Here is a 12592-nt window from a genome sequence, read left to right as displayed (position 1 = left end):
AACCCTCGGAGGAATCCATGACCCTGCTCGCGCCCGAGCGCCGCGACACCCGGACCGACACCGGGACCGATGTCGAGACCGAATTCGTACGGATCATCGACCAGCTGACCCGTCGTGGTCTCCTGGCCGGCGGTGTCGGCAGTGCAACCCTCCTCGGCCTGGCCGCCTGCGGTGCGTCCGATCCGAGCGCCTCGTCAACGCCGTCGGTGCCGAGCACTCGCACCGTACAGACCGCCAAGGGCAGTGTCCGGGTTCCCGCGGATCCCAAGCGGGTGGTTTCGATCCAGCCCGCTGCGACCGCAACGCTGTACGACCTGGGGCTGGCCTCGATCGGCGTCTACGACCAGGGCAGCGAATACATCTCCCCGCGCTACCGCGCCAAATGGGACGCCGCGACGAAGGTCGGCACCGCCGGCGCCATCGACGTCGAGAAGGTCGCGACCCTCAACCCTGACCTGATCATCGGACTCGACTACGAGTGGAACACCAACGTCTACAGCAAGCTCACCGCACTGGCTCCGACCGTGATCGCCCCGGCCACCAGTTGGCAGGGCACCGCCGCAATTGTCGCCGACGCCGTCAATCGCACCGACCAGCTGGATGCGCTCAAGACCCGGCTGGTCACCCGCAGCGCCGAGATCAAGAAGGCGTACGCGACCCAGCTGGCCGCCTACACCTGGGACATTCTGCAGGGCGGCTTCACTGCCGGGCAGTTCTGGGTCTACGGACCGAGGACCGATCCCGGTCGGGTGCTGGCCGACGCCGGCGTTCGCTTCGCCGGCGCGACCACCGCGGCGACCGCCAGCAAGGATCCCGGCGCCGGGATCCTTGCCGTGTCGTACGAGCAGATCGGAAAGCTCGACGATGCTGGTGTGATCGGCTTCTATGCCGACTACGACGACAAGCCCAACAACAAGGGGCCGCAGCTGTTCGCCCAGAAGCTCTGGAAGCAGCTACCGGCGGTCAAGGCCGGCCGACTCGTCCCGTTCCCCGATCTTCTGGTCGGTGGCTACGGCGATGCGCTCGCCGTGCTCGACGAACTCGAGGCCGGGCTGAAGAAGCTCCAGGGCTGACGCAGGGTCGCTGCGTCGTCGATGATCGAATAAGGGATAGTCGTTCGTACAGACGCAACCGGAAGGCACGATGTGAGCGACAACCTCCACACCCGGATCTCCTCGGTCGAGCTCAACGACGTGATCACCCGCTATCCGCGCAGTATCGGGCGGAACGCGGTCCTCGGCACGCACGGCACCGGCCCGACCGCGCCCGCGGTCACCATCAGCACGATCGACGGCGCCACCGGCTGGGGGCTGTTGGGTGGTCGGTGTGACGACCCGGGATCGCTGATCGGGAAACGTGTCGATGAGATTTTCGATCTTGGCGTCGGCGTCCTGGATCCGGCGACCCTGTGGGCAGACTTCGCCCTTCATGATCTTGCCGGCATCCTCACCGGGCAGTCGGTGCACACGATCCTCGGTGATCATGGCGGCCGGGAGATCAGCACCTACGACGGCTCGATCTACTTCGATGATCTTGATCCGCTCGATGCACCGCGAGGAATCGATGTGGTGCTGGAAAACGTCCAGGACGGCTGGGACGACGGGCACCGGGCGTTCAAGATCAAGATCGGGCGCGGGTTCACCTGGATGGGGGAGCGCGAAGGGTTCCAGCGTGACGTGGAGGTGGTGCGGGCGGTGCACGATGCCTTCCCGTCAGCCCGGCTGCTGGTCGACGGCAACAACGGCTTCAGCGTCGAGGCCGCGATCAACTTCCTCGAGAGCGTCGCGGACGTCGGCCTGTTCTGGTTCGAGGAGCCGTTCAACGAGCACCGCAACGGACTCGAGCGATTGCGGGACTGGCGGCGCAGCACCGGCGGCGAGGTGCTGATCGCCGACGGCGAGTACCGCCCCGATGTCGATGAGGTCGTCCGATTCGCCGAAGCAGGGCTGGTGGACGTCCTGTTGATGGACGTTGTCGGCTTCGGACTGACGCCCTGGCGGGCTCTGGCCGCGAAGCTCGGCGGTTCCGGCATCAAGATCTCGCCGCATGCCTGGGGACTGCCGATCAAGACCTGCTATGCCGGGCAGATGGCGGTCGGCCTGGCCGACGTGATCACGGTCGAGGGCGTACGCGGACAGACCGATGGAGTGGAGGGCGGGTACGCCGTCGTCGACGGAATGCTCACCGTTCCCGATACGCCGGGATTCGGGCTCCGGGTGGTCTGAGCGGCCGGGATCACGGCCGGTCCTTAGCCGCGAACAGCGGATCAGCCTCGGAGGTAGGGGATGGTCTGCGGTCCCTCGGGCAGCACGCAGAGCCGGGCATCCGGTCCGGCGGCGGCAAGCGCCTGCCGGGTGCAGTCGCTGATGTCGTTCGTTGCGCCGAAGTGGGCGGCCGCGAGTTCCTCGGCAGTGAGCCGGTCGTTGTGGACGACCACCCGGGCGCGTTGCAGGATCCGGGCGAGGACCTGGACCTGCCACTGATCGGCGCGGGTGGGTCCGGTGAAGGATGCGGCCAGGTCTGCCGGGCTCGCGGCCTGAGTGAGGAGGTCGCGGAAGAGACCATGATCAGGGAATCCGTCCCGGCACTCGCCGGCGGCGATGATCGTTCCGCCGGGTCGCACGACGGTCGCCGCCGCAGACATGCCTTTGACCAGTTGGTAGAGATTCTGGTCCAGCGGATAGCCCGAGTTGGTGGTGATCACCACGTCGAACAGGTCGTCGACCGGCGCCATCGCAACCTCTCGGACAACCTCACGGGCTGCGGCGTGCATAGCCAGGATCTCGCCACCGAAGGCGGCGACCACCTGCTGCTGGTTGTTGAGAACGACGTCGAACGCGAAGTCGACACCGGTAGCCGCAGCGATGGCGCGGACGTCGTCGTGGACAGGGTTGCCCTCGCAGATGCCCCAGGTCGCCGCCGGGTCGCCGATCCGGTCCGCGTCATGCAGCACCAGGACGGTCTCGAGCCCGGCCAGCCCCGGCGCGACGAGTTTCGGCCCTCCGCTGAAGCCGGCGAAGAAGTGCGGCTCGACGAAGCCGGTGGTGATCTTGACGTCGGCGGCGCACCAGCGGCTGTTCAGCCAGACCGGTACTCCGGCGCCGCGGATGCCGCACCAGGTCAGGGTGGAATCGTCCCGGGCGTCGTGGTCGACGACCTCCAGACTCGCGCACAGGTCAGGACCGAGCATCGCGGCCAGCTCGTCCTGGGTGCTGGGGCGATGGGTGCCGGTGGCGACCAGGACGACGATGTCCTCGGTTCGAACGATCCCGTCGAGCTCGGCCAGAATCGCCTCCAGCATCGGTCGCCGTGGCTGGGGTCGGGTGATGTCACAGATCGAGATAGCCACGGTCTGGCCGGGCCGTACGATCTCCCGCAACGGCGGCCCGGCGACCGGCTCCCGCAGCGCTCTGCGTAACGTCTGGTTGAGATCGTCCGCGGCGGCGACATCGCGGGGCCTGATCACGGCCGCGTGGTCCGGGATCTCGACATCGAGCCCGGTCTTCCCGTAGGCAAGGCGAACGCCACGGCTCATCGGCCCCGCCCCGGTCCCGCGTGGTCCAAGATCATCAGCGCAACTCCTTCCGTACGCCAAGTATCGCAACTGCTTACGGACCGATGACCATCGCCCACGATGCCGACGATCGGCGCCTGATCCGACGTTGGATGGTCAGCGACCGGCGACCCGCCGACGATCGATCCGACCCCCGGGCGACGGTCGACCACCCGTACACGTCACCAGGGAGATGTCACCCATGAAAACCCGTTCTCGCGTCATCACCGGTTCGGTGTTGGCCGCAGCTCTCGCCACAACAGCAGTCCCCGCAGCATGGGGCTCGCCCGCCCATCACACTCCGACGAGGCAGAACCGGAGTCCGTCGGGCGCCGTCTACGTCCAGACGGACAACACCGCCGGCAATGCCGTCGTCCGCTACAACCGCGGCAGCTTCGGCACACTGACTGGGGCCATCAGCTATCCGACCGGCGGCAAGGGCGGCGTGCTCGGTGGTTCACAGGTCGATCATCTCGCCTCCGAGAAATCGCTGGTCCGCCAGGGTGATCACCTGTACGCCGTCAACGCCGGCAGCAATACGATCACCAACTTCAAGATCACCGGCAGCGGGCTTGTCCGTGAGCAGGTGATCAACTCGGGCGGCTCGTTCCCGGTGAGCATCGCCGCTTCGGGCCGGGCGGTCTACGTCCTCAACGCCCGCGACGGCGGATCGATCCAGGGATATCTGAGTCTGGGCGGGAAGCTGATCAAGATCGATCAGTGGCACCACGAACTGGGCTTCGACCCGCAGGCGTCGCCGGAGTTCACCAGCACTCCGGCAGAGCTCAGCCTGACACCGGACGGCCGAGACCTGATCGTTGCCACCAAGGGTGACGGGAGTTCGTTCGAGACCTTCAGGGTCGGCCTTTCCGGCTGGCTGACCGGCGGTCGGGTGGTGACCCAGCTGGCCGGCCGGGTCCCGTTCGGCTTCGATTTCGACAGGTTCGGTCGGGTCGTCGCCACCGAGGCGGGCACCAATTCCGTTGCAACCTTCGCCCTGCGCCGTGATGGCAGCCTCGGGCTGCTCGACCGAGAGTCGACGGACCAGCAGGCGACCTGCTGGGTGGTCGTACGCGACGGGGTGGCGTACGTCTCCAACGCCGGCAGCGCAACCGTCACCAGCTACCGGATCGGGCGCAACGGCACGATCACCCCGCTGCAGACCGTGAGCACCGATGCCGGCACCGTCGATGCGGCGGTCAGCCAGGACGGGCGCAACCTCTATGTGCAGACCGGAGCGGCGGGCATGGTCGACGAGTTCATGATCAACAGCAACGGTAGCCTGTCCCGGATCGGGTCGGTCACCGTGCCGCAGGCAGCCGGCGGAGAGGGGATTGTCGCCGAGTAGTGCAGGGGTGCCCGCCCGTGAGGAAGATCATGCCGGGATATCACGGCGCGATCCTCCCCATGGCCGGCGCGGTCAGCAGATCAGGTCAATAGATCGGGTCGTCGTGGACGATCAGGTTCGCCGGGATGCGGACATGCTGCGGCGGACGGCCCGGGTCGGCCAGGCGCCCGAAGAGTAGCTGGGCACCGATTCGCCCGACCTCGTACGGGTTGCTGTCGATGACGGTGATCCCGAACTGCGGGGCCAGGGCGAAGTTGTCGAAGCTGAGCGTCTCGGGCCGCAGCTTGGCGTAGGTCGGGGACTGCAGGACGCCCAGGCACAACTGGTTGTTGTCCACCATCAGGGCATCGAGGTCGCCGGCGGCGAGGATCAGTTCGGCGGCCCGGGTCGCGTCGGCCTCGGTGACCAGGTCGTGCCGGATCACCGACTGGTCCGGCGCGATCCCGGCGTCTTCCAAGGCGGCCAGGTAGCCGGCCCAGCGCTCGTTGGCGCCGGTCCCACCACGCGGGTGGCCGAGGTAGCCGATCCGCCGGCGCCCGCGCGCGACCAGGCGCCCGACTCCGGTCCTGGTGCTCTCGAAATTGGTCGTGGTCACCGAATCCGAGGCGCTTTCCGCCTCCGGTGGCGGGGAGTCCACAAAGACCACGGCCGGCCCGTACGCGGCCTGGGTCCGCAGGTAGCTCAGGTCCTTGCCGCTGGGTGCGATGATCAGGCCGGCCACCCGATGAGCGAGAAACGACCGAATGGCGTTGCGTTCGGTCTCGGGGCTGTACTGGGCGTCGGCGGTCAGCACCAGGTGCCGGTGGGTTGCCGCAACGGAGTCGATGCCCTTGAGCATCTGGGCCGAGAACGGATTGGCGAAATCCCCCAGCAGCACGCCGATGGAGGTCATCGCCTGGGACTTGCGGCGCAGTCCGGCAGCGACATCATTCACCTGGACGCCGAGCCGGTCCGCCTCGGTCTGGACGAGCTTCCGGGTCGCTTCGGCGACGTTGTTCTCGCCGCGCAGGGCACGGGACACGGTCTTGATGCTCAACCCGGTCGCGATTGCGACATCCTTCAGACTCGGACGCGACCCGCTCGGCATCACACTCCCGGCGAGCCCACCGGGAAGCCGGTCACCGACTGCTCCTGTCATGGCCACATGGTAGGCGTCCGCGCTCCGGATCAGGCCACGGCTCGACTCTGGAAATGTCATCGTTGACAGCTGCCCGTCAACGTTGACATGATGACTGCGCACGTGTACTCCCCAGGACCGGGCTCCATGCATCCGGTCCGGCGGTCGCCAGGCCGCCACCCCAATGACAACGGCGACATTGAAGACCCTGGCGCAGGCGGCCTCCTGCGCACGGGTGGAGGGAAAACAAGGATGGAATCACGCGCAGTGCCGGGGCGGCGGTCATCGTGACCACTGAGGCAGTGCAACCCCGATCGGACAGCCGGGCCCGTGCCCACAGCCCGCGCCGCGGCCCGAGCCACCGACGGCGCACCACGATGACGGCCTACCTCTTCATCCTGCCCATGATCGTCGGCGTTGCCGCATTCGTGATCTATCCGTTGATCAGCTCGGCGTACCACGCCTTCACCCAATGGGACGGTCTGAGTCCTGCCACCTGGGACGGGCTGGCCAACTTCCGGTACATGCTCTTCGAGGACCCGACCTTCTGGCCATCGCTGCGGGCGACCGCCTACTTCGTGCTGCTCAGCGTCCCGTCGAGCATCGTCTTCGGGCTGGCATTGGCGGTGCTGCTGAACCGGATGATCGTCGGCGTCAAGATCTTTCGGACAATCTTCTATCTGCCGGTCGTGTTGCCGTCGATCGCGGTCCTCACGCTGTGGAAATACATCTACGATCCGCTGTACGGGCTGGCCAACCAGCTGCTGACGGCGCTGAACCTACCGACCAGCCAGTGGCTGCAGAGCGACCGGATGGCCATGCCGTCGATCGTGATCATCGGAGTCTGGGGTGTCGGCGGTTCCATGATCATCTTCCTGGCCGGCCTGCAGAATGTGCCGACCGAGGTGTACGAGGCGGCACGCACCGACGGCGCCGGACCGGTCCGGATGTTCTTCTCGATCACCTTGCCGTTGATCACGCCGATCATGCTGCTCCAGGTGGTGCTGGGACTGGTACTGGCGTTCCAGGCCTTCAATCAGGTCGCCGTCCTGACCAACGGCGGTCCCGGCACCTCGACGATGCTGTTCATGTACAAGATCTACACCGACGCCTTCGGCAGCTATCCCAATCTGGGTTTGGCGACGGCTGAGGCCCTGGTCCTCTTCGTGATCATCATGATCATCACCGGCGTCACGCTGAAGACGTCGTCGATGTGGGTCTTCGAGGAGACCAAGTGACCATGCCTGCGGCTTCTGCGACCTACCCGAGCCGAAAGGTAGAGCCAGGCTCCGACCTGGTGATCAAACGGCATGTCCCGTTGAGCAGGCGGGTGCCGATGACCGTGTCGAGGATCTGCTGGTATCTGCTCTGCAGCCTGCTCGGGGCGACCATGCTGGTGCCGTTGCTATGGATGGTCTCGATCGCACTGAAGCCCGACAGCAACATCCTGCAACTGCCGCCACAGCTGCTGCCGAGCTCGTTCCAGTGGTCGAATTTCGTCAGCGGCCCACGGGAGATCCACTTCCCCCAGCTGCTGGCCAACACCGTCACCATCACCGTGCTGTCGGTCTTCGGATCGGTGGCCAGCTCCATGCTGGTCGGTTACGCCATCGCGCGGATCCAGTTTCCCGGCAGGAACTTCTGGTTCTACCTCTTCACCTTCTCGATCTTCGTGCCGGGTATCGTCACCCTCATCCCGATCCAGCGGATGTTCTTCGCGATGGGCCTGATCGACACCTGGTTCCCACTGATCCTGCCGTCGTTCTTCGGCAACCCGGTCTTCATCTTCCTGGCCAGACAGTACTTCACGGCGATCCCACGGTCGATCGACGAGTCGGCGATGATCGACGGTGCCGGCCATTGGAAGATCTTCACCCGGTTGATGGTCCCGCTCACCAAGCCGCTGTGGATCACGATGATCATCATGGCCTTCCAGGGTTCCTGGAACGACTTCCTCAATCCGCTGGTCTATCTCAACAGCGAGACCAAGTACACCCTCTCGCTGGGCATGGCCAACTTCATGGGCGGACTGAGCGAGGCAACCCCGCAATTCAACTACTACATGGCGTCCAACCTGCTCTACATGTTGCCGCCGCTGGTGTTGTTCTTCTTCGCACAGCGGTATTTCATGATGGGGCTCGGGACGCTCGGCGTATCGCAGAAATAGCCAGACACAAAGGAGCGGACGGGCTATGAGAACACGAGCTACGGGGAAACCCGCCATGAGGAGACCGGGCGTCAGGGGCGTCCTCGCCGGACTGACGGCCGTAGGATTGCTGGCTGTGTCGGCCGCCTGCAGCGGATTCAGTGGTGGCACCGGCAGCAACTCCGGCGACAGCGGTGGCAGCGGCGCTTCGGCCGGGCCGACCACCATCTCGCTGATGACCTGGGCGACTCCCCAGGATCGCAAGCTCTACCAGGCGTCACTGGACAAGCTGACCCAGAAGACCGGTATCCACGTCAAGCTGGTGTACGTCGGATCGGGCGCGCAGTACTACCAGAAGATCAATTCCATGGTGCTGTCGAATACGTTGCCGGACGTCTTCTGGTGCGCCAATCTCGACAGCAGCTTCCAGCCGCTGGCCGCCAGCGGCAAACTGTACGACTGGACGCCGTACGTCGACGGAACGGCCGCCGGCGCCAAGAAGGCGCCACTGGACAAGAACCAGTTCGGGCCGGGATACCTGGACCAGTACCAGGTCAACGGCAAGCAGTACGGCGTGCCCAACGAGGCGAACACGTACGGCGTCTTCTACAACGCGGACATGTTCCAGAAGGCCGGGCTCAAGCTGCCCTCGGCGAACTGGACCTGGGACGACCTGTTCACCGACATGCAGAAGCTGACGGTCAAGTCCGGCGGCAGCGCCAAACAGCGCTATGGGATGCAGACCGGTTGGGGCGACCTCTACGACCCGGTCGGTCTGTCGATCTATTCGATCGACAACGGCGGACATGGGCTGGCGCCCGAGCGGACCTGGAAGAGTGTGTCGAAATTCAGCACCGACCCCCAGCTGGAGGAGGGCGCCACCCGCTGGGCGGCAGCGATCAAGGCCGGTGAGGTGACCAACCCCGACTTCACGGCCACCAACACCTGGGCGGCGTTCATCAACGGACAGGTCCCGATGGCCTGGGGCGGCCAGTGGAACGCGGTCTCGATCTTCGACGGCAAACCCAAGATCAACTGGGGGTACGCGCCGATCCCCCGGGGATCGGCGGAGCAGGTCGCACCGCTGGAGTCGAACGCCTTCTGCTCGCCGTCGTCGGAGAAGAATCCGGACGCCACCTGGCAGGTGATCTCGTACATGCTGACCACGGTCTTCAACGAGGCCTACGCACAGGATCCGGTCGCGCCGATCGCGTACGTGCCGGGGTCGAAGGGTTATCTGTCCAACCTCGACAGCCACGGGGCGATCGGCAAACAGGTCGCGTCCACCGTGCAGCAGGAGCTGAAGAATCCGCAGAAGGTCGGCACCGGATTCCTCGATCCGTGGGCCGGCAAGGCCGCCAATCTGTCCAAGAGCCTGTGGAATCCGATGTTGGAGGGCAAGAAGCCGGTCGGGCCGACCATGAACAGCTATGTTGACCAGGTCAACAAGCTCATCTCGGCAGGATGAGTGACGGAACGGAGCCGTCCATGAAAGCGCGTCGATGAGCGCGGGTGCCGACTTCACCGGCAAGGTCGCGGTCGTTACCGGGGGATCCACCGGGATCGGCCGGGCGACGGTCGCCGCACTCGCCGCCGGCGGTGCCCGGGTCGTCTATTGCAGCCATGATCAAGAGACGGTCGCCGCTGCCGCGCAGGCGCTGGCGGAATACGGCCCGGCGGTCACCGGCGTCACGGCCGACGTCCGCTCGGCGGCCGATGTGGAGCGGCTGATGCGGCTTGCCGTCGACCAGTACGGCGGGCTGGACATGCTGGTCTGCTGTGCCGGCGTCCAGACCTACGGCACGGTCGAGGACACCACCGAGGCGGCCTGGCACCGGGTGCTCGACACCAATCTGACCGGGATGTTCCTGGCCGCCAAGTACGCCGTCCCGCAGCTTCGGGCCCGCGGCGGCGGAGCGATCGTCAACATCTCCTCGGTCCAGGGCTTCGCACCGGAGTCCCGGGTGGTCGGCTACTCCGTGAGCAAGGCCGGGATCGACGCGCTGAGCCGGTCGATGGCGATCGACCACGCCGCCGACGGCATCCGGGTCAACAGCGTCGCGCCCGGACCGGTCCGTACGCCACTGGTCACGGTCGACGGGGTTCGCGACGTCGATCCTGGCGCCGCGACTGCCCCCGACGGACCGGATCACCCGGCGGCCAATGGTCGCGGCCGGATGGCCGAGCCGGAGGAGGTTGCCGCGGTGATCGCGTTCCTGTGCAGCGATTCGGCGTCCTACGTCACCGGGACAACGGTGCTCGTCGACGGCGGAACTCTGGCCAATCCCGGCCACGTCCTGTTGTCCCGATGACCGTGAGCGGAATGATCACGGAAGTGGTTGTTCCAGGACAGTGCTTCCGGGTCCTTTGAGGGCGAGCAACTGTCGTGCCTCGTCCGGGGTGGCGACCTCCCGGCCGATGTCCTCGACGACGCCGCGGATCTTCTGCACCTGCTCGGCATTGCTGGTGGCGAGCCTGCCCTTGCCGATCCATAGGCTGTCCTCCAGGCCGACCCGGACGTGGCCGCCGAGCCAGGCGGAATGGGTGCCGAACTGGAACTGGTTGCGGCCGGCGGCGAAGCAGGAGAAGTGATAGGAGTCCCCGAAGAGCTTGTCGGCGATAGCGACCATGTGGGTGAGATTCTCGTGGTCGGCGCCGATGCCGCCGAGGATCCCGAAGACGCCCTGGATCAGGAACGGTGGCTTTGCCAGTCCACGGTCGGCGAAGTAGGCCAGCGTGTAGAGGTGGCCGATGTCGTAGCACTCGTATTCGAAGCGCGTGCCGCCGGCGCCGAGGGTGGTGAGGATGTGCTCGATCTGGTCGAAGCTGTTGATGAAGGGATGGCTGTAGGTGTTCAGGACGTACGGCTTCTCCCAGTCGTGCCGCCAGTTGGTGATCTTGTCGGCGATCCCGGAGTAGACGAAATTCATCGAGCCCATGTTGAGCGAGGCGAGCTCGGGGCTGAATCTGCGGGACCATGCGAGTCGTTGGTCCATGGTCATCGCCGAGGATCCGCCGGTGGTGATGTTGATGACGACATCGACCTGGTCGAGGATCGGCGGGATGATCTGCTCGAAGACCTCCGGCTCGAAGGCCGGGCGGCCGTCCGGTTGACGGGCGTGCAGGTGGATGATCGCCGATCCGGCCCGGGCTGCGCCGACCGCGGCTTCGACGACCTGCTCCGGTGCCAGCGGCAGATAGGGACTCTGGGACGGGATGTTCACCGAGCCGGTCACCGCGGTGCTGATGATCACCTTCGGGGACTTGATCATCAGACCGGCACGCTCTCGCCGACCAGGAGCTCCGGCGTAGTGCGTCTCAGGGTCCGGGTACCGAGCGACTGCAGCAGGCCGGCGATGTACCCGACGGCGAACAGCCGGCCGTAGAGCTGGTAGCCGGGACGGTGGTTGTCCTCACCCTCGACGCTCGGTACGTGATCGGGGCGGAGGACTCCGGTGAACCCCACCTCGTCGTAGGTCTTCAGGCACTCCAGCATGTCGGTCTGCCCGTCGTCGTGCCAGGTCTCGTGATAGTCCTCGACGGTCCCCGCGACGTCGCGCAGATGGACGAAGAAGATCTTGCCCTGCCGGCCGAATTTCCGGATGGTCTTCGGCACGTCGGGATCCATCAGCACGAAGTTTCCCTGGCACAAGGTGATGCCGTTCATCGGCGAGGGCACGATGTCCAGCAGCCGTTGGTAGTTGTCGATCGAGCTCATGATCCGCGCGACGCCGCGGATGGGCGAGATCGGCGGATCGTCCGGGTGCATCGCCAATTCGACGCCGGCCTTCTCGGCGACCGGCAGCACCCGGCGCAGGAAATACTCCAACGCCTCCCAGAGAGTCTCCTCGCTGACCTCGCCCCACTCCGTCAGCGGCGCGTCGGCCATGTCGGCGTGCCGGTAGCGGGTGACCAGTGAGCCGCCGCGGGACTGATAGCCGAAATCCGTACGCAGCCAGTTGAAGTCGGCCATCCACTCGTAACACCAGGTCCTGATCCCGACCCGGCCCATGTTCTCGAGCAGCTTGCAGACCACGTCGATCTCCGCATCGCGGCCCTCCAAGCCGCGCTTGGTCAGATTCAGCGGCGGCCGTGATTCGATCACCGGCAACGCAAAACCGGCGTCGTTGTGCTTCTGCTTGAGCCGCAGCAAGGGCAGGTAATCCCATGGAGCCTCACCGGGGCCACACAGCGTCGCGTCCGGGAGGGTGCCGACCGCGTACTGGACTCCCATCTGGCTGACGAGTCGCCAGAGGGGTTCATTGCCGGGGCCGTTGGGCAGCATTTCAGCGATCTGGACCATGGGAGACGCTCCATTGTGTCGGGGGTCAGACATTCCACTAGCAGCAACCGGTTCTCAGCGTAGAACGGTCCCGCGCACGGGCTGCCGCGGCCTCTGCTATCAATGCCTGAGGACGAAGGAGTCAC

General features: G+C 65.9%; 11 protein-coding genes. 7 read left to right on the top strand and 4 right to left on the bottom strand.

What is annotated here, in order from left to right; genetic code table 11:
• Positions 1-17 precede the first annotated feature (17 nt).
• Both IEY07_RS16810 and IEY07_RS16805 read left to right on the top strand, forming a co-directional pair.
• Entirely contained in the window at positions 18-1073 is a 1056-nt protein-coding gene (locus tag IEY07_RS16810; RefSeq protein ID WP_188896561.1) for an ABC transporter substrate-binding protein, read from the top strand.
• A gap of 72 nt (positions 1074-1145) precedes the next feature.
• Entirely contained in the window at positions 1146-2225 is a 1080-nt protein-coding gene (locus IEY07_RS16805) for an enolase C-terminal domain-like protein (protein ID WP_188896560.1), read from the top strand.
• Positions 2226-2266: 41 nt separating this feature from the next.
• Here IEY07_RS16805 and larA read toward each other — a convergent pair whose 3' ends face one another.
• Complete coding sequence (larA, locus tag IEY07_RS16800) at positions 2267-3535, bottom strand: nickel-dependent lactate racemase (RefSeq protein ID WP_188896559.1); 1269 nt, start codon at positions 3533-3535, stop codon at positions 2267-2269.
• A gap of 220 nt (positions 3536-3755) precedes the next feature.
• Between larA and IEY07_RS16795 the strand changes: the two genes are divergently transcribed.
• Positions 3756-4901, top strand: a complete 1146-nt coding sequence (locus IEY07_RS16795) for a lactonase family protein (protein ID WP_188896558.1) — start codon at positions 3756-3758, stop codon at positions 4899-4901.
• An 85-nt stretch (positions 4902-4986) separates the two neighbouring features.
• Here IEY07_RS16795 and IEY07_RS16790 read toward each other — a convergent pair whose 3' ends face one another.
• On the bottom strand, positions 4987-6039 hold the full coding sequence (locus tag IEY07_RS16790) for a LacI family DNA-binding transcriptional regulator (RefSeq protein WP_188896557.1): 1053 nt from the start codon (positions 6037-6039) through the stop codon (positions 4987-4989).
• Positions 6040-6305: 266 nt separating this feature from the next.
• Between IEY07_RS16790 and IEY07_RS16785 the strand changes: the two genes are divergently transcribed.
• From IEY07_RS16785 to IEY07_RS16770, 4 genes are read left to right on the top strand one after another with little or no spacing between them, the layout of a single operon-like run.
• The gene (locus tag IEY07_RS16785; RefSeq protein ID WP_229670198.1) at positions 6306-7256 is read left to right on the top strand and encodes a carbohydrate ABC transporter permease; all 951 of its coding nucleotides are present in this window, start codon (positions 6306-6308) and stop codon (positions 7254-7256) included.
• A 2-nt stretch (positions 7257-7258) separates the two neighbouring features.
• Positions 7259-8185 (top strand): carbohydrate ABC transporter permease, encoded by a 927-nt coding sequence (locus IEY07_RS16780; RefSeq protein WP_229670231.1) that lies wholly within the window; start codon positions 7259-7261, stop codon positions 8183-8185.
• 55 nt (positions 8186-8240) lie between these two features.
• Positions 8241-9632, top strand: coding sequence for an ABC transporter substrate-binding protein (locus tag IEY07_RS16775; RefSeq protein WP_188896556.1), 1392 nt, complete (start codon positions 8241-8243; stop codon positions 9630-9632).
• Positions 9633-9666: 34 nt separating this feature from the next.
• The gene (locus IEY07_RS16770) at positions 9667-10476 is read left to right on the top strand and encodes an SDR family NAD(P)-dependent oxidoreductase (protein WP_188896555.1); all 810 of its coding nucleotides are present in this window, start codon (positions 9667-9669) and stop codon (positions 10474-10476) included.
• 15 nt (positions 10477-10491) lie between these two features.
• Here IEY07_RS16770 and kce read toward each other — a convergent pair whose 3' ends face one another.
• On the bottom strand, positions 10492-11436 hold the full coding sequence (gene kce / locus IEY07_RS16765; protein WP_188896554.1) for a 3,5-dioxohexanoate:acetyl-CoA acetone transferase: 945 nt from the start codon (positions 11434-11436) through the stop codon (positions 10492-10494).
• A complete protein-coding gene (locus IEY07_RS16760) occupies positions 11436-12467 on the bottom strand; it encodes a mannonate dehydratase (RefSeq protein WP_188896553.1) in 1032 nt (343 codons plus the stop codon). Before IEY07_RS16760 ends, kce begins: the two co-directional genes overlap by 1 nt.
• Positions 12468-12592 lie beyond the last annotated feature (125 nt).

The organism is Microlunatus endophyticus (assembly GCF_014646195.1).
GTDB classification, from domain to species: domain Bacteria; phylum Actinomycetota; class Actinomycetes; order Propionibacteriales; family Propionibacteriaceae; genus Microlunatus; species Microlunatus endophyticus.
This window is presented reverse-complemented; position numbering and strand designations above follow the sequence as displayed.